16 protein-coding genes, 3 tRNA genes and 1 other annotated feature are annotated in these 20,709 nt (G+C 37.8%); of the genes, 10 read left to right on the forward strand and 9 right to left on the reverse strand.

Annotation, left to right across the window (positions count from 1 at the left end):
* Positions 1 to 167: 167 nt before the first annotated feature.
* Positions 168 to 1,193, reverse strand: coding sequence for a tryptophan--tRNA ligase (trpS, locus tag ABT997_RS06775; RefSeq protein WP_350019030.1), 1,026 nt, complete (start codon positions 1,191 to 1,193; stop codon positions 168 to 170).
* A 51-nt stretch (positions 1,194 to 1,244) separates the two neighbouring features.
* Positions 1,245 to 1,470 (reverse strand) — a binding site (T-box leader).
* Between the two features lie 143 nt (positions 1,471 to 1,613).
* On the opposite strand from trpS, the gene ABT997_RS06780 reads away from it, so the two are divergent.
* Positions 1,614 to 3,236 (forward strand): ATP-binding cassette domain-containing protein, encoded by a 1,623-nt coding sequence (locus ABT997_RS06780; protein ID WP_350019031.1) that lies wholly within the window; start codon positions 1,614 to 1,616, stop codon positions 3,234 to 3,236.
* A 62-nt stretch (positions 3,237 to 3,298) separates the two neighbouring features.
* Positions 3,299 to 5,887, forward strand: a complete 2,589-nt coding sequence (locus ABT997_RS06785; protein WP_433916231.1) for a YfhO family protein — start codon at positions 3,299 to 3,301, stop codon at positions 5,885 to 5,887.
* Positions 5,888 to 5,969: 82 nt separating this feature from the next.
* On the opposite strand, the gene ABT997_RS06790 is transcribed toward ABT997_RS06785, so the two are convergent.
* The 7 genes from ABT997_RS06790 to rlmH all read right to left on the reverse strand — a co-directional run bounded on the left by ABT997_RS06790 (position 5,970) and on the right by rlmH (position 9,225).
* Positions 5,970 to 6,043, reverse strand: a tRNA-Asn gene (locus ABT997_RS06790).
* 8 nt (positions 6,044 to 6,051) lie between these two features.
* A tRNA-Glu gene (locus ABT997_RS06795) sits at positions 6,052 to 6,123 on the reverse strand.
* A 47-nt stretch (positions 6,124 to 6,170) separates the two neighbouring features.
* Entirely contained in the window at positions 6,171 to 6,923 is a 753-nt protein-coding gene (locus ABT997_RS06800) for a response regulator transcription factor (RefSeq protein WP_006595334.1), read from the reverse strand.
* Positions 6,924 to 8,243: a sensor histidine kinase gene (locus tag ABT997_RS06805; RefSeq protein ID WP_350019032.1), complete on the reverse strand. Its 1,320-nt coding sequence runs from the start codon at positions 8,241 to 8,243 to the stop codon at positions 6,924 to 6,926.
* Entirely contained in the window at positions 8,243 to 8,386 is a 144-nt protein-coding gene (locus ABT997_RS06810; protein ID WP_117744856.1) for a bacteriocin, read from the reverse strand. Before ABT997_RS06810 ends, ABT997_RS06805 begins: the two co-directional genes overlap by 1 nt.
* A gap of 241 nt (positions 8,387 to 8,627) precedes the next feature.
* A tRNA-Arg gene (locus ABT997_RS06815) sits at positions 8,628 to 8,701 on the reverse strand.
* A gap of 44 nt (positions 8,702 to 8,745) precedes the next feature.
* A complete protein-coding gene (gene rlmH, locus ABT997_RS06820) occupies positions 8,746 to 9,225 on the reverse strand; it encodes a 23S rRNA (pseudouridine(1915)-N(3))-methyltransferase RlmH (protein ID WP_126405017.1) in 480 nt (159 codons plus the stop codon).
* 202 nt (positions 9,226 to 9,427) lie between these two features.
* On the opposite strand from rlmH, the gene htrA reads away from it, so the two are divergent.
* The 5 genes from htrA to ABT997_RS06845 all read left to right on the forward strand — a co-directional run bounded on the left by htrA (position 9,428) and on the right by ABT997_RS06845 (position 14,605).
* Positions 9,428 to 10,606 (forward strand): serine protease HtrA, encoded by a 1,179-nt coding sequence (gene htrA / locus ABT997_RS06825; RefSeq protein WP_126405018.1) that lies wholly within the window; start codon positions 9,428 to 9,430, stop codon positions 10,604 to 10,606.
* Positions 10,607 to 10,671: 65 nt separating this feature from the next.
* The gene (locus ABT997_RS06830) at positions 10,672 to 11,433 is read left to right on the forward strand and encodes a ParB/RepB/Spo0J family partition protein (protein WP_350019033.1); all 762 of its coding nucleotides are present in this window, start codon (positions 10,672 to 10,674) and stop codon (positions 11,431 to 11,433) included.
* A gap of 249 nt (positions 11,434 to 11,682) precedes the next feature.
* Positions 11,683 to 13,053 carry a chromosomal replication initiator protein DnaA gene (gene dnaA / locus ABT997_RS06835; RefSeq protein WP_048715111.1) on the forward strand — a complete coding sequence of 457 codons (1,371 nt, stop codon included), beginning with the start codon at positions 11,683 to 11,685 and terminating at the stop codon, positions 13,051 to 13,053.
* Positions 13,054 to 13,213: 160 nt separating this feature from the next.
* Complete coding sequence (dnaN, locus tag ABT997_RS06840; protein WP_154854247.1) at positions 13,214 to 14,350, forward strand: DNA polymerase III subunit beta; 1,137 nt, start codon at positions 13,214 to 13,216, stop codon at positions 14,348 to 14,350.
* 63 nt (positions 14,351 to 14,413) lie between these two features.
* Positions 14,414 to 14,605 carry a DUF951 domain-containing protein gene (locus tag ABT997_RS06845; RefSeq protein ID WP_126403553.1) on the forward strand — a complete coding sequence of 64 codons (192 nt, stop codon included), beginning with the start codon at positions 14,414 to 14,416 and terminating at the stop codon, positions 14,603 to 14,605.
* Between the two features lie 184 nt (positions 14,606 to 14,789).
* Here the strand turns inward: ABT997_RS06845 and ABT997_RS06850 are convergent, their stop codons facing one another.
* Entirely contained in the window at positions 14,790 to 15,284 is a 495-nt protein-coding gene (locus tag ABT997_RS06850; RefSeq protein WP_154854244.1) for a DUF1307 domain-containing protein, read from the reverse strand.
* Between the two features lie 158 nt (positions 15,285 to 15,442).
* Between ABT997_RS06850 and ychF the strand changes: the two genes are divergently transcribed.
* The 3 genes from ychF to mfd all read left to right on the forward strand — a co-directional run bounded on the left by ychF (position 15,443) and on the right by mfd (position 20,703).
* The gene (ychF, locus tag ABT997_RS06855; protein ID WP_006595324.1) at positions 15,443 to 16,558 is read left to right on the forward strand and encodes a redox-regulated ATPase YchF; all 1,116 of its coding nucleotides are present in this window, start codon (positions 15,443 to 15,445) and stop codon (positions 16,556 to 16,558) included.
* 70 nt (positions 16,559 to 16,628) lie between these two features.
* Complete coding sequence (gene pth / locus ABT997_RS06860; RefSeq protein ID WP_129822614.1) at positions 16,629 to 17,198, forward strand: aminoacyl-tRNA hydrolase; 570 nt, start codon at positions 16,629 to 16,631, stop codon at positions 17,196 to 17,198.
* Positions 17,191 to 20,703, forward strand: a complete 3,513-nt coding sequence (mfd, locus tag ABT997_RS06865; protein ID WP_154854584.1) for a transcription-repair coupling factor — start codon at positions 17,191 to 17,193, stop codon at positions 20,701 to 20,703. Before pth ends, mfd begins: the two co-directional genes overlap by 8 nt.
* Positions 20,704 to 20,709 lie beyond the last annotated feature (6 nt).

Genomic DNA, 20,709 nt, shown 5'->3' on the forward strand with positions numbered 1-20,709 from the left:
TCCCATTTTCCTCTTTTCTTTCTTTTTGAGCCAAGCTCGTCTTTTTTAGTTGATAATATCATACCATTCTATGATAATTTGTCAATCATTTGTAGAATATTTCAAAAAGAGGTGTTGGAACCTCTTTTGAATCATTTATTTTATTAGATTATCTTACCATCAAGAGCTTATTTGAAATAGTTTAAGCCCATAGCAGACTTGACTTGATCAAGCGTTTCTGCTGCAACCGAACGGGCCACTTCACTACCCTTTTGAAGCATATCATAGACTTGTCCCATATCTTTAGCAAATTCAATTCGGCGTTCGCGAATAGGTCCCAGCTCTCTCTCTAGAATCTCTAGAAGATAACGTTTGGTTTTAACATCTCCTAAACCACCCCGTTGGTAATGGTCTTTCATGTCTTGAATGATCGCCTGATCTTCTTCTTTTCCAAAAACATCCAAATAATGGAAAACCATATTTCCTTCAATTTTTCCTGGATCTTCGACACGAATATGCTCAGGATCTGTATACATACTCATCACCTTTTTCTTCAAGGTGTCCATATCATCCGCTAAATAGATACCATTGCCAAGAGATTTGGACATTTTGGCATTCCCATCCAGACCAGGCAAACGACCCGCTGCCTCATTTTCTGGAAAAATTCCCTCTGGTTCAACCAAGACATCACAATGATAAGCATGATTAAAAGAACGGACGATTTCACGTGTTTGCTCAATCATGGGCTTTTGGTCTGTCCCAACAGGTACCAGATTGGCTTTAAAGGCAGTAATATCTGCAGCTTGAGAAACAGGATACACCAAGAAACCAGATGGAATAGACTCACCGAACCCTTTTTGGGCAATTTCTGTCTTAACCGTTGGGTTGCGTTCCAAACGTGAAACAGAGACCAAATTCATGTAATACATGGTCAATTCCGCTAGCTCAGGGATCTGACTCTGAATAAAAATGGTTGATTTATTTGGATCTAATCCAGCTGCTAAATAGTCTAGAGCAACGTTTCCGATGGATTCCACAATAGTTTGTGGGTCTTTAGCATGATCCGTTAGGGCTTGTTGATCAGCTAAAAAGACAAACATTTGATACTTGTCTTCGTTTTGCATAAGAACTCGATTCTTCAATGAACCGACATAGTGTCCAATATGGAGTTTCCCAGTCGGGCGATCTCCAGTTAAAATAATCGGCTTGGTCATTTTTCTTCCTCCCTGAAGTACAAAATAAAAGCCCACGCATAGCAAAAACTATGCGAGGGCGTCTGAGACACGGTGCCACCTCACTTAGAACAACATGTGCTGTTCCCTCTGACTCATCACAAATGAGCTGCACATAAGGCCTGCTAGCCGAATCTCTATTGGTTAAGATTCTATTTGAACATCAGTCCATTTCATTCTGTTTCGTTGCTTATTTTCAGCAACCATAAGCTCTCTAAAAAACGAATACAAATTACTCTTCTGATTGCTTTTCATTATATAATGACATCAAGGGAAAGTCAAGTTCTTCCCTCTTTTATCATCCATTATCATCTCCCTCAAATGCTTAAGGGTATTCATTGAAAAATCAAGCGTTTTCTAGTAAAATAGGCTTATATAGACAGAAAAAGAGGAGAAATATACGTGTTAACAGTTACAGACGTCTCACTACGTTTTAGTGATCGTAAACTTTTTGATGATGTCAACATCAAATTTACAGAAGGAAATACCTATGGTTTGATTGGGGCCAATGGTGCTGGAAAATCAACCTTTTTAAAAATCTTAGCAGGGGATATTGAACCGACAACTGGTCACATTTCTCTTGGACCAGACGAACGTCTTTCTGTTCTTCGTCAAAATCACTTTGACTACGAAGATGAGCGTGCCATTGACGTCGTTATCATGGGAAATGAAAAACTTTATAGCATCATGAAGGAAAAAGATGCTATCTATATGAAGGAAGATTTTTCAGATGAAGACGGAGTCCGAGCAGCAGAGCTTGAAGGAGAATTCGCTGAACTAGGTGGTTGGGAAGCAGAAAGTGAAGCTTCACAACTCCTCCAAAATCTGAATATTCCCGAAGAGCTCCACTACCAAAATATGAGTGAACTAGCAAATGGAGATAAAGTGAAAGTCCTCCTAGCCAAAGCTCTCTTTGGTAAACCAGACGTCCTTCTTTTGGACGAGCCGACAAACGGTCTTGATATTCAATCCATTACCTGGTTAGAAGATTTCTTGATTGATTTTGAGAATACCGTTATCGTCGTATCCCACGACCGTCACTTTTTGAATAAAGTCTGTACTCACATGGCCGACCTGGACTTTGGAAAAATCAAACTCTATGTCGGTAACTACGATTTCTGGAAAGAATCATCTGAACTGGCCGCCAAGTTGTTAGCAGATCGGAATGCCAAAGCAGAAGAAAAAATCAAACAATTACAAGAATTTGTGGCTCGTTTCTCTGCCAATGCTTCAAAATCTAAACAGGCAACTTCGCGTAAAAAGATGCTTGACAAGATTCAGTTAGAAGAAATTGTCCCATCTAGCCGAAAATACCCATTTATCAGCTTTAAAGCGGAACGAGAAATCGGGAATGATTTGTTGACAGTAGAGAACTTATCTGTAAAGATTGATGGTGAAACTATTCTTGACAACATCAGCTTCATCTTGCGTCCAGGTGACAAGACAGCTCTTATCGGACAAAACGACATCCAAACAACTGCCTTGATCCGCGCCATTATGGGTGAAATCGAATATGAAGGAACTGTCAAGTGGGGAGTTACAACTAGTCGCTCTTACTTACCAAAAGATAATTCAGCTGACTTTGCCGGAGGTGAATCTATTCTTGACTGGCTCCGTCAATTCGCAAGTAAAGAAGAAGACGACAATACTTTCCTGAGAGGTTTCTTGGGACGAATGCTCTTCTCTGGAGACGAGGTTAACAAGCCTGTAAACGTCTTGTCAGGGGGAGAAAAGGTGCGCGTGATGCTTTCAAAACTCATGCTTTTGAAGTCAAACGTTCTTGTACTTGACGACCCTACAAATCACTTAGATTTAGAATCTATTTCAAGCTTGAACGATGGATTGAAAAACTTCAAAGAATCCATCATCTTTGCCAGTCACGACCATGAGTTTATTCAAACTCTTGCCAACCATATCATTGTTCTTTCAAAAAATGGTGTCATTGACCGGATCGATGAAACCTATGACGAATTCTTAGAAAACCAAGAAGTTCAAGCAAAAGTCAAAGAAGTTTGGAAAGACTAAGAAATCACTCTAAATGATCAAAAACCCTGGAACCTTTGTTTCAGGGTCTTTCAATAGACTATATGAAATTTAAAAAATTTTTATCACACCCTATCATATTTTACTTTACAGCTTTTTTACTTCCCTTTACAATCTTATTTTTTGTCTACCTCAGTCAAGGGATTTATTGGGGGAGTGAAACGTCTCCTTTATTAGGCGATGGTTTCCATCAATACGTTATTTTCGACGTTACCTTACGAAATATTTTACACGGAACAGACAGTCTCTTTTACAGCTTTACAAGTGGACTAGGCTTAAACTTTTACGCCCTTTCTAGCTATTATTTGGGCAGTTTTTTATCTCCCTTTGTCTTCTTCTTTGACAGTTTATCTATGGTTGATTCCGTCTATCTTTTTACACTGATAAAGATAGGGTTGATAGGGTTGTCAACCTATCATTCCATTAAGGGAATCTATCCTCAACTACAAAAATTCTTGATTCTTTCACTGTCAACTTCATTTGCTTTAATGAGTTTCTCAATCAGTCAGATTGAAATCAAAACCTGGCTCGATGTCTTCATTTTGGCTCCACTCATTCTCTTAGGTCTACACCGTTTAATGACTCAAAAGAAACGGGTTCTCTACTTTACAAGCTTGACTATCCTTTTCATCCAGAATTATTATTTTGGATTTATGATGGCTCTCTTCTTGACATTATGGTATTGTACTCAGCTTTCCTGGGACTTTAAAAAAAGAATATCTTCTTTCTTTGACTTTACAATCGTGTCAATTCTAGCAGGGGTCACTAGCTTGATCATGATTTACCCTACCATTTTAGATTTACGAACTCATGGGGAAAACTTTACCAAGATTACAAGAACCTTTACAGAAAATAGTTGGTACTTAGACGTTTTTGCAAAAAACTTAATCGGTAGCTTCGACACAACAAAGTATGGGGCCATCCCTATGATTTATGTTGGCCTGTTCCCATTTTTACTTGCCTTTCTATTTTTCTTTGTCAAATCGATCCAGTTTCACGTGAAACTAGCCTATTTGACTTTATTAGTCATTCTTATTGCAAGCTTCTATTTACAGGCTTTAGATTTATTTTGGCAGGGGATGCATGCTCCCAATATGTTTCTTCACCGTTATGCCTGGCTTTTTTCATTGACAATTTTGTTCATGGCAGCAGAAGTTCTCAATCGGATAAAAGAAATCAATTGGCAACGACTCTGCCTAGCTGTTAGTTTGCTTAGTATTGGGTTTGTTCTCACTTTTCTCTATCGCAAACACTATCCTTTCTTGACAAGCAGTCATTATGTATTGACACTAGAATTTCTTCTTGTATTTTTCACTGTGACACTTGCCTTTACAGTTCGTAAACTTTCTTATCCAATTTTTTCTGCTGTTATTCTTTTCTTCTGTCTATTTGAAATCAGTATAAATAGCTATTATCAGATGGATGGGATTGCAACTGAATGGGTATTTGCAGCTCGTTCTTCTTATCAAGGGAAGATTCCAGCAATTAATAAGTTGACAAGAAGTTTACAGGATGATCATAATTTTTACCGAACAGAGATTCTCCAACCTCAAACTGGTAATGACAGTATGAAATACAATTTTAGAGGGATATCCCAATTTTCATCTGTCAGAAATACAGATACCAGTTCAACCCTGGACAAACTCGGTTTTAAATCAGATGGAACCAACTTGAACCTGCGCTATCAAAACAATACATTACTAATGGACAGTCTGTTCGGAATCAAATACAATTTTTCAGATAGGAATCCTCAAAAGTTTGCTTTTCATAAATTGGAAACGCAAGGAAATCAGACCTTATATCAAAATGAAAAGGCTCTTTCACTAGCATTTCTAACAGCAAGTCCCTACAAGGATATCCCATTTTCTAATCTAACCTTGGATAATCAAAAGAATTTTCTCAATCATCTAACGGGCCAATCCTTGACTTTCTATCAGCGATTACATCCACTGAAAACTGGTACAGATGATCCTTCTCAAGGTCCTCAGAAAGCTAAAGTTGAAGCAGATAGTTTTCTAACTTATGCCAGTATCGAATATGAGCTCTACGTTCAAAACGATAGTCAACTTTATGTGAATCTTCCTTCTTTAGAATTTGAGAATGAAGATTATACCGATGTTGAGATCATTACGAATGGCCAAGTCAACCGCTATACAACAGACAATGTATTTCCATTCTTCACCATTGGTCACTTTACAGCAGGAGAAACTGTTAAGATTCGAATTGCCTTCCCTGAAAATTCGTCAGTCACCTTCCAAAATCCAGAATTTTTTGCTTTGGACCTTCAGGCCTACCAGGAAGCCTTTGAAACGTTACACCAACAAGAAGTTCATGTGCAAACCAAAGGAAATACCGTCACTGCAGATTTTACAACAGACCACCATACAAGTCTCTTTTTTACACTTCCTTATGATAAAGGGTGGACAGCGACGATGGATGAACAACCTGTCCCTATTCGAAGAGCTCAAAAAGGATTTATGGCTGTTGATGTCCCTAAAGGAAAAGGACAGGTTGTTCTACAGTTCATTCCACATGGGTTAAAAGAAGGAACCATCGCTTTCCTACTCGGAATTCTGTCCTTCGCTGGCTACAATGCTATTCGAAATAAATCTCAGTCCTCAAAAAATCAGTAAATTTGCATCATAAAGAGCCCATTCAGTTGAAAGGGGCTCTTATTTTAAACAAAAAAAAGCATCCCTTAGGATGCTAGTTTAGCTCCGCCAGTAGGACTCGAACCTACGACATCATGATTAACAGTCATGCGCTACTACCAACTGAGCTATGGCGGAATGAGATATAGTCCGTACGGGATTCGAACCCGTGTTACCGCCGTGAAAAGGCGGTGTCTTAACCCCTTGACCAACGGACCATGTCATTAACAGAACATATCCCATTATACCATCGATTCAAAAATTGTCAAGCCTTTTTCTGTATTTTATTTAATAATTCTTCGACCCTTTTAACCTGTGTACGAGAGACGGGGCAAGTTGTCTCCTCTTCTAACATCAAGAGTCTCTTGCGACGATCAAAATTGACAATCATTCTTTGATTCACTAGATAGGATTGATTGGGACTAAAGAAATGATTGTCTACATCTTTTTCAAGTATATCCTTGATAGTCCCTAAAAATTCCTTTTGAAAATTCTTTCCAACAAGTCGTAGCTTATGAGAAACTCCAGTTGTCTCAATGTACAATATATCTCGATATGGAACTCGAATTTCCATATTTTTGAAACTATATTCAAAGAAATCAATGATATTTTTATTTTCAATCACATTCTTCTTCAAATAGAGAATACATTCTCGAATTTTTTCTTTAAACAAGTTTTCATTCAAGGTTTTTTCAATAAATTCGAGAGCTGATACCTTGTAACGATAGGTAATGGTAGCAAATTCCGATTTCGTCGTAATAAAAGCAATGATTGCAAAAGGATTGACCTCGCGAATCATTTGAGCTGCCTTGATGCCAGCTTTTTCATCCCCTTTGATATCAATATCAAGGAAGAAAAGCTGATGAAAATCACCATTGGTTAGGTATTCCTTTAATTCAGTTATTTTACTGGTGGAAACAATATTTAATCGTAGTCCTTCCTCCTCAGCGATAGCTTTCACATGTTTCTCTACTCGAACTTGTTGAGAAATTTCGTCCTCTAGTAATACAATATTCATCTATCTTCCTTTCTCTCCAATAACTAAGCTCTGCGTAAATCTTCCATTGATCAATTCTGTCTCTAGAAAAATAGCAGCATATTCTCCAATAAGCTCTTTTACAATCGCAAGGCCCATTCCTCTACGATCCCCTTTAGTTGAAAATCCCTTTTCATAGAGCTTGTTCCAATTAATCGGTTCATCAGAAATAGAATTTTTTATGATCAGATGCACTCCATTTGGCATATTAAAAACCGCTATTTGAACTTCTTTTTCTTGACTCATCTTAGCTGCTTCAATAGCATTATTGACTAAAATTCCGACGGTTCGTACAAGATCCAATAATCTCATGGGAACCTTTTCAATAACGTCTTCTGTTTCAAAAGTTAGTTTGACACCCATTTCCTCTGCATAGATCCATCCCCTACTTAGGATGCTTCTCAAAGCAGAATCTCGAATATTTCCTAGGTCAAATCCTGTATATTCTTCTTTTTGGAGTTGGCCGTAGCATTCTTCAAGAACATTTCTTTGGATTCGTTTAATATCCTCAATATTTTCTTCCTCAATCGCTAAATTTAAGGAAGTGATAATATTGCCAAAATCATGACGAAAACCTTTTAATTCTAAATATAGGCCTTGAATTTTATTCATATACTGCTCCATTTGGCGCTGTTCAAACCTCTTTTGCTTCAACTCCATTTTCTTTTCATAACGATCTCGAACCGTCTTCATTTGAACCATGGTTCCGATAAAGATCAAGAAACAAATCGTTGCTACCATACTACCAAAACTATTGAAATGACCAATATCACTTATCCAATGAGAAGCATTCAATACTAAGGTTAAAATAAGATAACTAACAATCAATTCCTGGACAAATTTCTTAAAAACCCGCTCTTTAAAATAGAGAAGATTCACTTCGAGAATGGTTAATATCTTCATGATTAAAACAAGTGAGATAATTCGGATAGTCAAAAAATAATAGTCAGAGCATTGATGAATTATACTATCACCAAAAACAGAAGAAGTGATTACAGATAAAAATGTATCTGTACTTTCAACTGCTAAATAAATGACGAATGAATATAAAATAGCTATCTGACGTTGAATATTACAAATAAAATAGTAATAAAGATACAGAAATAGTGGCCATAGACATAACATTAGATAATCAATATTTAAATCAAAATAATCTAAAAACATTGTAATCACAAATACAACAACAATGCCTAATCCTAAAATGAAACTATGACTGTACTTATTAAGTTTTTGATCAATTTTTAAAAAGGATAAAATAATTGTAAAAATAGTTAAAATTGAAAATAGGGTATTTAGAAACATCAGTTTCCTCCCCTACCAAAAATAAGCCCAATAAGTTCAGAAAAGTTGTTCTTCTTGCGTTTATCCCCTCCACAGATTTGCTGCAATTCTTTTTCTGTAAGAACTTTAAATGCCTTAGAAACTGTTGATGGATTGTTTTTCATAAAAAAAATCTCCTTATAATTTATTTGATCATTAAATTATTAAATTTAATATACATAAATTTTAGTAAAAAATCAAAGACTTTTTTAACATTTCCGCTATTTGGTTCATTTTTACAGCTATTTGGAACAAAAAATCTAGTTTTTGCAATTTTTTTATCCCATTTATTTAGAAAAACTCTAGTTTTTAAAAAAACTAAGTAATAAAAAAACGTGATTTGTATAAAAATCACGTTTTTTATTTTGATCCCAGCAGGATTCGAACCTGCGACCGTTCGCTTAGAAGGCGAATGCTCTATCCAGCTGAGCTATGAGACCAGATGTCTTCTTATTCTATCAGAAAATAGGAGGAGCGTCAAGATTCATTTATGGTAGGGACTTCCCTGTTGAATCATAAATGCCCGATAGATTTGTTCGATTAAAACAAGCTTCATCAATTGATGGGGAAGGGTTAACTTTCCAAAACTCATAAGTAAATTCGCTCGTTTTTTAACTGCTGGGGACAAGCCTAGGCTCCCTCCAATCACGAAGGTAATTTCAGAATACCCTCGTACAGTAACCTCTTCTAAGGTTTGACTAAACTTCTCAGATGGAAATTGTTGTCCTTCAATTGCTAAGGCAATCACATACTCACGATCTCCAACTTTAGCTAAAATACGATTTCCTTCTTTTTCAAGGATTTGCTGATTTTCTAAGTCACTGGCCCGATCTGGAGTTTTCTCATCCAGCAATTCTACCATTTCTACCTTCGTAAATCGACTCAAGCGTTTAGTATATTCGGCAATCCCATCTTTTAAATACTTTTCTTTTAATTTTCCAACCGTTACAATCTTAATTTTCATATTCATATTCTAACACAAATAAACTTATACACAAGTTTTCAATAAATAGGCTTGAATCTATCTTACAAAAAATGGCTCTATACTCACGTTTTTCACACTTATACACAGTTTTCCACAACTTGTGGAAAAAAATTCCATTTTAAGTTATAATTAAGAAACCAGGTCTATACTTTTCCATAATTGGAACAAATAGGAGAAAACTATGAAACAACCATCAAATTTTCTAAAAAAAGCTTTGCAACTTTTGCTTGTTCTTGTCATTGGGTTTACTGGAGGAATCTTAGGAACCTTAACCTCTTTCCAGTTTACCAAAGGGAATTCTACAAATTCTAGCCAAGAAATAAAATCTACCATAGTCAATCGTGCTTATAAGAATACAACATCAACTAGTGAAGCCGTTGATAAGGTTAAAAATGCTGTTGTTTCTGTTATTACCTACGCTGAAACCTCTGAAAAAGGCTTCATCAATGGAGAAACAGATACTGATCCAGAAGTAGCTAGTGAAGGTTCAGGTGTTATCTATAAAAAAGATGGGAAAGACGCTTATGTAGTAACCAATGCTCACGTGTTAATGGGAGCAACAGAAGCAGATATTCTCTTTGCAGACGGAAATAAAGTTTCCGGAGAAGTTGTTGGTTCAGATACCTTCTCAGATATTGCGGTTGTCAAAATCAGTTCAGACAATGTTACGACCGTGGCTGAATTTGGAGATTCATCTAAGTTGACTGTCGGAGAGACCGCAATCGCTATTGGTAGTCCTTTAGGGACAAAATTTGCCAATTCCGTTACCCAAGGGATTGTCTCTAGTCTCGGACGTACTGTGAAGCTCAAATCAGAAGACGGCCAAAATGTGTCTACAAAAGCGTTGCAAACGGACGCTGCCATCAACCCAGGAAATTCTGGTGGTCCCCTTATCAATATTCAGGGACAAGTCATCGGAATTACCTCAAGTAAAATCTCTTCAAATGGGCAAACTGCGGTTGAAGGAATGGGATTTGCTATTCCTGTAAATGATGTGCAAAATATTATTGAACATTTAGAAAAAGATGGTAAAGTCATTCGTCCAGCTCTTGGAATTACCATGATGGACCTGGCTAGCCTATCCTCTTCTGATCTTAGCCAATTAGACATTCCAAGCAAACTCAAAGGTGGGGTTCTTGTCCGCTCAGTTGAAAATGATATGCCGGCATCCAAGTATTTACGTCGTTTAGATATCATTACAAAAATCGATGATACAACCATTGAATCAACTGCAGATTTACAATCTGCCCTCTATTCTCATCAAATTGGTGATAAAATCAAAGTTATTTTCTATAGAGATGGTAAGCAAAAAACAGCAACCATTGAACTAACGAAATCTACAGAAAATCTTGGAAATTAAGTAAATTTACAACAGTGTCAACACACCTTTACGAAATTGTAAAGGTGTGTTATGCTATATACAACATGGAAAAAATTGATATTATTGACGTAAAGCAAATACGAACCAATCCTTTTCAACCTCGTCAAACCTTTGTACAAGAGAAATTAGAAGAACTCGCAGCCTCAATCAAAGAAAATGGATTAATCCAACCCATTATTGTTCGAAAATCTCCGATTGTTGGTTATGAACTACTTGCTGGAGAAAGACGCTACCGAGCAGCTCAAATAGCTGGTTTCAAAGAAATCCCAGCGATTATAAGAGAATTATCAGATGATGACATGATTAAACAAGCCATTATCGAAAATTTACAAAGAGAAGATTTGAATCCAATTGAAGAGGCCGAATCCTACCAACATCTTATTGATAAAGGGGCTACCCATGAAGAAATTGCTCAATTTATGGGAAAATCTCGGCCTTACATCAGCAACATGGTCCGGTTGCTTCATCTCTCACCAGCTGTCAAAGAAGCAATCAAAAACGAGCAAATTTCACAAGGACATGCCCGCATTTTAGTTCCCTTAAAGGAAGATCTACAAATCTATTGGTTGGAACGAACTCTGAAAGAAGGGCTAAGCGTTCGTAGTTTGGAAGAAAAGGTTGGTCAAAAAAAGAAAAGGCCAAGTAAAAAAGAGAAAGAACTCTTTTTAGCACAGGAAGAAAACAGATTAAAAAAGATGCTGGGAACCGAAGTAGAAATCCGTCTGACAAAACAAGAAAAAGGTAGTATTCATATTTCATTTAACAACCTTGATGAATACCAGCGAATTATTAACAGTCTCAAATGAGGCTGTTATTTTTTATAGAACAATTAACAGAATTATCCACTTCTTCAAAAATCCTCCTTACTTGATATTCCTACTTTCTTCTCTCTTTTCCCCAACTTGTGGAAAACTTCTACACACATTGGGGATAACTATTCACATATTGTGGAAAAAACTCTTTTTTATTCCCTCAGAACAAGTTGTGGAAAACTCCCTCCTTTTATGATAAAATAAGAAAAACATAGCAAGTAAAAATGAATAGGAGGGCGATAAGTGTCAAGAGAAGAAACATTCTGGAATCGTGTGATTGAATTAAGTAAAAAGACATTTAAAAAAGAAATCTTTGACTATTTTGTCCTTACTTCAAGACTCATCAAAGTCGATCAACAAGAAGCCGTTATTTATTTAGATGCGGAAGTGAAAAAATTATTCTGGGAAGAGAATATGACAAAGGTGATTTTGACTGCTGGATTTGAAATTTATGCAGTAGAATTAACCATTTCCTATCAATTCAATCTTGAAGAAGAGGAAGAAGAAAAAGAGTTTATTCCCCTTTCAGAAATGAATAGAGACTATGCAGTGAGCCATGCTCCGATAGTAGATTTGCCTCCTATCCAAACAGGATTAAGAAAGAAATACACCTTTGATAATTTTGTAAGTGGAGATGGAAATCAATGGGCTTTGGCTGCCGCTTTAGCAGTTTCTGAAAACCTTGCTACCACTTATAATCCTTTATTTATCTATGGAGGACCCGGTTTAGGTAAAACGCATTTGCTCAACGCGATTGGGAATCAGATTATGGAAAACTACCCAAATGCTCGAGTAAAATACATCCCAGCAGAATCCTTTATCAATGAATTTTTAGAGCGTCTTCGCCTCAATGATATGGATACCTTTAAAAAAACCTATCGAAACTTGGATTTGCTCTTAATTGATGATATTCAATCGCTTGGAGGAAAAAAGGTTACAACTCAAGAAGAGTTCTTTAATACCTTTAATGCTCTTTATGGGGATAATAAGCAGATTGTCCTAACCAGCGATCGTAGTCCTGATCATTTAGATAGCTTAGAAGAACGTCTAGTCACGCGCTTTAAGTGGGGCTTGACGCAAAATATTACACCACCAGATTTTGAAACTCGAATCGCTATTTTGAGAAATAAAATCGAAGACCTGGACTTTACTTTCCCTGATGATACACTTGAATACCTAGCAGGTCAATTTGATTCTAACGTCCGAGACTTAGAGGGTGCTTTGAATGATATCTCTCTTGTGGCAAGAGTTAAAAAAATCAAAGATATTACAATAGATGTCGCAGCTGAAGCCATTCGAGCTCGTAAGAATGAAGCCTTACAAATTACGGTGATTCCTATTGAAAAGATTCAAACGGAAGTTGGAAAATTTTACAATGTCAGTGTCAATGAAATGAAAGGCTCTCGACGGGTTCAAAATATTGTCCTAGCTCGACAAGTAGCTATGTACCTCGCCCGCGAGATGACCGACAATAGTCTTCCTCGTATCGGTCGTGAATTTGGAGGAAAAGACCATACAACGGTCATGCATGCTTATGAAAAAATCAAAGGGATGATCGAAATTGATGACAATCTCAGACTCGAGATTCAAACCATCAAGAAAAAATTAAAGTAATCCTATGTGGACAATCCTAGAAAAACTTGCTTCTTTTTCCACATGTTGTGAACAAGGAACTTTTCAATTCCTGTCTGGCTTTAGAAGAGTTTTCCACATGTTCCACATACTCTACTATTACTATTAACTTACTAATACTAAAATAATAAAAGGAGATCTCATGATCAATTTTTCTATTAACAAGGCTTATTTCCTACAAGCTTTAAATACGACAAAAAGAGCCATTAGTTCAAAAAATGCAATTCCAATCTTATCCACTATTAAGATCGATGTAACTTCTGAAGGTATTACTCTCATCGGATCAAATGGACAAATTTCGATTGAATACTTTATTTCTGTTAAAGATGAAAATGCAGGCCTTCTTGTAACAACACCAGGCGCTATTCTTTTAGAAGCAGCTTTCTTTATCAATGTTGTATCGAGTCTACCAGATGTCGTTTTAGATGTGAAAGAAATCGAACAAAAACAAATTGTATTAGTTAGTGGAAAATCAGAAATTACCCTCAAAGGGAAAGATGCAGAACAATATCCTCGCATTCAAGAAATTTCAGCGAGCAACCCTCTAACGCTCCCAATTCAAACCTTAAAGAAAATCATTTCTGAGACAGCTTTTGCAGCAAGTACCCAAGAAAGTCGTCCGATTTTGACAGGAGTTCATTTTGTTCTTTCTGATCACAAGGAATTAAAAACGGTGGCAACGGATTCTCATCGAATGAGTCAAAAAAATATTACCCTTGAAAAAAATGGGGATAACTTTGATGTTGTGATTCCAAGCCGTTCTTTACGCGAATTAACGTCTGTCTTTTCAGATGAGATTGAACAGGTTGAAGTCTTCTTTGCCAATAACCAGATTTTGTTTAGAAGTGACAATATCAGTTTCTACACACGATTGTTGGAAGGAAACTATCCAGATACGGATCGCTTGATTCCAACAGAATTTAGTTCGGAAGTAACTTTTAAAGTTGCTCATCTTCGCCAAGCCATGGAACGGGCACGTCTTTTGTCTAATGCTACTCAAAATGGTACTGTAAAATTAGAAATCGCTAGTGGAGTCGTTTCTGCCCACGTAAATTCTCCTGAGGTAGGGCGCGTGAATGAAGAAATTGATACAGAAGCAGTTTCAGGAGATGATTTGAACATCAGCTTTAATCCAACTTATTTGATTGACGCTTTGAAAGCTATTGAAAGTGAAAAAGTCGTCATTCGTTTCATCTCTGCAGTTCGTCCCTTTACATTGGTACCAGCAGAAGAATCTGAACGCTTCATTCAATTAATTACACCAGTTCGGACTAATTAAGGGCCAAAAGCTAGCATTGAACAGGCTAGCTTTTCGTCTTCTATGTTGATGAAAGGAAAATCCATGTATCAGGTCGGTGATTTTGTAGAAATGAAAAAACCCCATGCTTGTATCATCAAAGCAACAGGGAAAAAAGCCAATCGTTGGGAAATTCGGCGAGTAGGAGCAGATATTAAAATTCGTTGTAGCAATTGTGATCATATAGTCATGATGAGCCGTCACGATTTTGACCAAAAAATGAAAAAAGTATTGTAAAAGAGAGTGGGACAGAAATCGGTAATTCGATAGAATTCGATTTCGTCGTCCCACCTCCGCACAGTTGAGTAGGGCTGTAAAAGCTGATGAAATCAGCGTAGTAGAGCCCACTCAACCACTGCGTCTTGCTCGACAATCCAAAAACAATGGAGAGGCTAGGACTTTTGTCCCAGCCTCTTTTGTATTATTTTAATTCTTCAAATTTTCCATCTTTTACTTCTTTGAAGCCATTAGACTTAAAGGTTTTAAGTGTTGTTTTGTAGCCGATGTAATCAACATTTTGATTTTCTTGTGCAGCAATTAACTGATTTTTTTGTAATTCTTTTAAATCTGCCTTGGTATAATCAATCTTTGTTTTTTCAACGAGATAGTCATCCTTATATTCTGCAGAGTGTGAGAATCCTTTGACATCTTTGAATTTTTCATCGTATTTATCAATAACTTCTTTTAATTGTTCTTTTGGCAATCCTGCTCCTTCGTAGTAAATAACAGTTGTAGAATCTGTACTTAGAATTTTATCACCCTGATATTCAACAATGACCCGAATGTCTGTTTTCTTATCTTGGTCAATTAATTGAAGGTAACCTTTTTTTGTACTTTGTCCACAAGCTCCCAAAAGAAAGAGAGTAAAGACTGCTAAAAGAGGCAGAAGAATTGATTTAATTGATAGTTTTTTCATTACAAAAACTCCTTTATTATTGTTGGTTTGATTATACCATATTCTAACAGGATTGGACAGGTGACTTTTAGTTTTAAGGGAGAGCATTTTTTCATCATCTTGTGCTTTGAATTATGTTATAATAAAAGGGATTGAAATGTGAACGGAGAAGAAGAAAAATGGCTTTAACAGCAGGTATCGTGGGTTTGCCAAACGTTGGTAAATCAACCCTATTTAATGCAATTACAAAAGCAGGAGCAGAGGCTGCAAACTATCCCTTTGCGACCATTGATCCCAACGTTGGGATGGTAGAAGTTCCAGATGAACGCCTCCAAAAATTGACGGAGATGATTACTCCTAAGAAGACAGTCCCAACAACCTTTGAATTTACAGATATTGCAGGGATTGTAAAAGGTGCATCAAAAGGAGAAGGTCTCGGTAATAAATTCTTGGCCAATATCCGTGAAGTGGATGCTATTGTCCATGTAGTTCGTGCCTTTGATGACGAAAATGTCATGCGTGAGCAAGGTCGTGAAGATGCTTTTGTAGATCCATTAGCAGATATTGATACCATTAATCTTGAATTGATTCTTGCTGACTTAGAATCTGTAAATAAACGCTATGCACGTGTGGAAAAGATGGCACGTACGCAAAAAGATAAGGATTCCGTTGCAGAATTTAATGTACTTCAAAAGATTAAACCAGTTCTTGAAGATGGTAAATCAGCTCGTACCATTGAATTTACAGATGAAGAACAAAAAGTTGTCAAAGGTCTTTTCCTCTTGACTACTAAACCAGTTCTGTATGTAGCAAATGTGGATGAGGATGTGGTTGGAGACCCAGACTCTATCGAATATGTGAAGCAAATTCGTGACTTTGCAGAAACAGAAAATGCAGAGGTAGTGGTGATTTCTGCGCGTGCGGAGGAAGAAATTTCTGAGTTAGACGATGAAGATAAAAAAGAGTTTCTTGAAGCCATTGGTTTGACAGAATCAGGTGTGGACAAGTTGACGCGTGCAGCTTACCATTTACTCGGACTTGGAACTTACTTCACAGCTGGTGAAAAAGAGGTACGTGCGTGGACCTTCAAACGTGGTATGAAAGCTCCTCAAGCAGCTGGAATCATCCACTCAGACTTTGAAAAAGGATTTATCCGTGCAGTAACTATGTCTTATGATGATTTGGTGAAATACGGATCTGAAAAGGCAGTAAAAGAAGCGGGACGCTTGCGGGAAGAAGGAAAAGAATATGTCGTTCAAGATGGCGACATCATGGAATTCCGCTTCAATGTATAAAGAAAACAAGTAAATAACCAAAAGGTTGGAAAAAAATTCCAGCCCTTTTGGCTTTTGAAAGGGAAAGTAAATGACAAAATTAATCGTCGGATTGGGAAATCCGGGAGATAAATATGTGGAAACCAAACACAATGTAGGCTTTATGTTAGTGGATCAGCTGGCAAAATCTCTCAACCTCACCTTCTCACATGATAAGATTTTTCAAGCAGATGTGACCTCCACCTTTATAGATGGAGAAAAGGTCTTTTTGGTCAAGCCAACCACTTTTATGAATGAGAGTGGCAAGGCCGTGCACGCGCTTTTGACCTATTATGGCCTAGAGGTGGAAGATTTGGTCGTTATTTATGATGACCTGGATATGGAAGTCGGCAAGATTCGCCTTCGGGTTAAAGGATCAGCTGGAGGCCACAACGGAATCAAGTCGATCATCAACCATATTGGAACTCAGACCTTTAATCGCATCAAGATTGGAATCGGGAGACCCAAGCATGGCATGTCAGTAGTCCACCATGTCTTAGGAAAATTCGATCAGGATGATTATGCCACCATCCTCCTTGCTATCGACAAATCAGAGGAAGCTCTTCGCTTTTATTTAAAAGAAGGGCAGTTTGAGAAAACAATGCAACAATACAATGGATAAATATAAGACACTGGTTGATCTATTTCAACAAAATAAAAATATTAGAAAATGGCAACAAGACCAGCAAAAAAGAAGTCGCTCTCTTCTACTAGGACTGTCTTCGTCTACAAAAGCCATTACCATGGCGACAGTTGTCGAAGACGGACACAAGGTCTTGGTCTTGACCTCTTCCCAAAATGAAGCAGAACGGCTCGCCAGTGATTTATTGGGATTATTAGGCGAAGAAAAGGTCTATCTTTTCCTCGGAGATGACAATCCTTTGGCAGAGTTTGTCTTTGCTTCCCAGGAACGGGTCTTTTCTCGTCTGGAAGCTCTGGATTTTCTTTTAGCTCCAGAAAAAGAAGGGATCGTCATTGCCAATGTAAGTGGTAGTCGTTTGCTCTTACCTAATCCAAAGACTGTCAGCTCTATGATTCAGTCTTTCTCTGTTGGAGAAGAAAAAAATCTGACAGAGTTGAAAGATACCCTCCTGGCCATGGGCTATCAAAAGGTTTCACAGGTAAGCCAACAGGGAGAGTTTAGTCTTCGAGGGGATATTTTAGATCTTTTTGAAGCCAGTCAAGATTTCCCTTATCGCCTGGAATTTTTTGGAGATGAGATTGATGGCATTCGGACTTTTTCTCCAGAGACTCAACGTTCACTAGAAAATCTAGATGCGGTAACAGTTCATCCAGTTAGCGATATGTTACTAACTAAAGATGATTTTTTAAGAGGACAGAAGAATCTAGAAAATATGATTCAAAAAAGTCCTCATCCAGAGCTCAAATCCTATTTGACTGAGATTCTCACAGAAGCGCATCACCAGCGTCTCCATGCAGATAGTCGAAAATTTCTCTCTCTTTTTTATCAGCAAACCTACACTCTCTTTGATTACCTCCCCAAACATGCTCCTCTTTTTTTGGATGATTACCATAAAATCATGGATCAGGAGGCGCGGTTTGATGTAGACGTTGCTAACCTTTTGACAGAGGACCTACAAAAGAGTCGCTCTTTCGCTGAAGCCCAGTATTTTGCGGACAATAGCGCACTCTTACGCACTTATAAACCAGCTTCTTATTTTTCAAATTTTCAAAAAGGCTTGGGAAATCTGCGATTTGATGCCCTCTATTCTTTTAACCAATACCCCATGCAGGAATTCTTCAGTCAGTTCTCTCTTTTAAAAGATGAAATTGACCGTTTCCGTAAACAAGATTACACAGTCATTCTTCAGGTGACGAGTAAACAAGGACTCCACCAGTTACAAGAGCACTTGAGAGACTACGGGATCCAACTGGATTATCTTGCACCCGATCAGCTTCATCCAGGACAGAGCCAGTTGGTCATCGGTGGGTTAGCGCGTGGCTTCCACTTTGTGGATGAGAAGATTGTCCTGATTACAGAGACAGAAATCTTCCAGAAAAAGGTTAAACGAAAGATTCGTCGGCAAACCATTTCCAACGCTGAGCGGTTAAAAAACTATAATGAGTTGGAAAAGGGAGACTACGTTGTTCACCAGGTTCATGGAATTGGTCAGTATTTGGGACTAGAAACCATTGAAATTTCTGGTGTCCACCGAGATTATGTCTCCATCCAATATCAAAATGGAGACCGGATTTCCATCCCTGTGGATCAAATCCAGATGCTGTCCAAGTATGTTGCGAGTGATGGTAAACCTCCTAAAATCAACAAACTCAACGATGGTCGCTTCCAAAAGGCTAAACAAAAGGTCCGTCAGGAAGTAGAGGATATTGCAGAGGATCTGATTCAACTTTATGCAGAGCGAAGCCAATTGCAAGGCTTTGCCTTTACTCCAGACGATGAGAACCAAGAAGCTTTTGATCAGGCTTTTCCCTATGTTGAAACAGATGATCAGATTCGCTCTATCCAAGAAATCAAGAAGGATATGGAATCTTCAAGCCCTATGGATCGCCTCTTGGTCGGAGACGTGGGATTTGGGAAGACAGAAGTTGCTATGCGAGCGGCCTTTAAAGCTGTCAAAGACCATAAACAAGTGGCTGTCTTAGTTCCGACAACGGTCCTAGCTCAACAGCATTATGCCAATTTCAAAGAACGCTTCGAAGCCTTTCCAGTAGAAGTTGATGTCTTGAGTCGTTTCCGTAGTCGTGCTGAGCAAAAAGAAACCTTGGAAAAACTAAAAAAAGGCCAGGTCGATATCCTGATTGGTACCCACCGCCTTTTATCTAAGGATGTGGAATTTGCGGATCTCGGTCTTATCGTGATTGATGAGGAGCAACGGTTCGGTGTCAAACACAAGGAAACCCTCAAGGAGTTAAAGAAAAAAGTCGATGTTTTAACCTTAACGGCAACGCCCATTCCTCGTACCCTTCATATGTCTATGTTGGGGATTCGGGATTTGTCCGTTATTGAAACTCCGCCGACCAATCGTTATCCTGTTCAAACCTATGTCTTAGAAACCAATCCAACCATTATCCGAGATGCTATTCGTCGGGAGATGGATCGGGGAGGTCAGGTTTACTATCTCTACAACAAGGTAGATACCATTGAGCAAAAAGTTTCAGAGTTACAAGAATTGGTACCGGAAGCCTCTATTGGGTTTGTCCATGGACAGATGAGTGAGGTACGGTTGGAAAACACCTTGATGGATTTCATTGAAGGTGAGTATGATATTTTAGTTACGACCACCATTATTGAAACAGGTGTGGATATCCCCAATGCCAATACCCTCTTTATTGAAAATGCCGACCATATGGGCTTGTCTACCCTTTACCAATTGCGAGGACGGGTTGGACGAAGCAATCGCATTGCCTATGCTTATTTGATGTACCGGCCGGACAAAACCTTGACAGAAGTTTCTGAAAAGCGTCTTGAAGCCATTAAAGGATTCACTGAATTGGGGTCTGGTTTTAAGATTGCTATGCGAGATTTGTCTATTCGTGGTGCCGGGAATATTTTAGGGGCTTCTCAATCTGGTTTTATCGATTCCGTCGGATTTGAAATGTATTCACAGTTACTCGAAGCTGCTATTGAGAAGAAACAAGGAAAAGAGAAAAAACGCCAAAAAGGAAATGCGGAGCTCAATCTCCAAATTGATGCCTACATTCCAAGTGATTATATCTTCGATGAACGTCAAAAAATTGAAATTTACAAACGTATTCGAGAAATTCAAATTCAAGAAGATTATGAACTGCTGCAAGATGAATTGATTGATCGTTTCGGAGAATATCCTGATGTGGTAGCCTATCTCCTAGAAATAGGGTTTATCAAATCTTATCTAGACCAGGTCTTTGTTAAAGTGGTTGATCGAAAAGACAATCAACTAACGGTGAAATTTGAGCCAATTACCAAGCAACTTTTCTTGACTCAAGATTATTTTGCTGCCTTATCAGTAACTAATTTAAAAGCTCGTATTGCAGAAAGCCAAGGATTGATTGAATTAATCTTTGATGTGCGAAATAAAAAAGACTTCGAAATTTTAGAAGGCTTGCGACAATTTGGGGAAAAATTGCTGGCCATCAAGCAGGAAAAATTGGAAAATCAAGACTAGGAAGAA

The organism is Streptococcus australis (assembly GCF_040226615.1).
Lineage (GTDB): Bacteria > Bacillota > Bacilli > Lactobacillales > Streptococcaceae > Streptococcus > Streptococcus australis_E.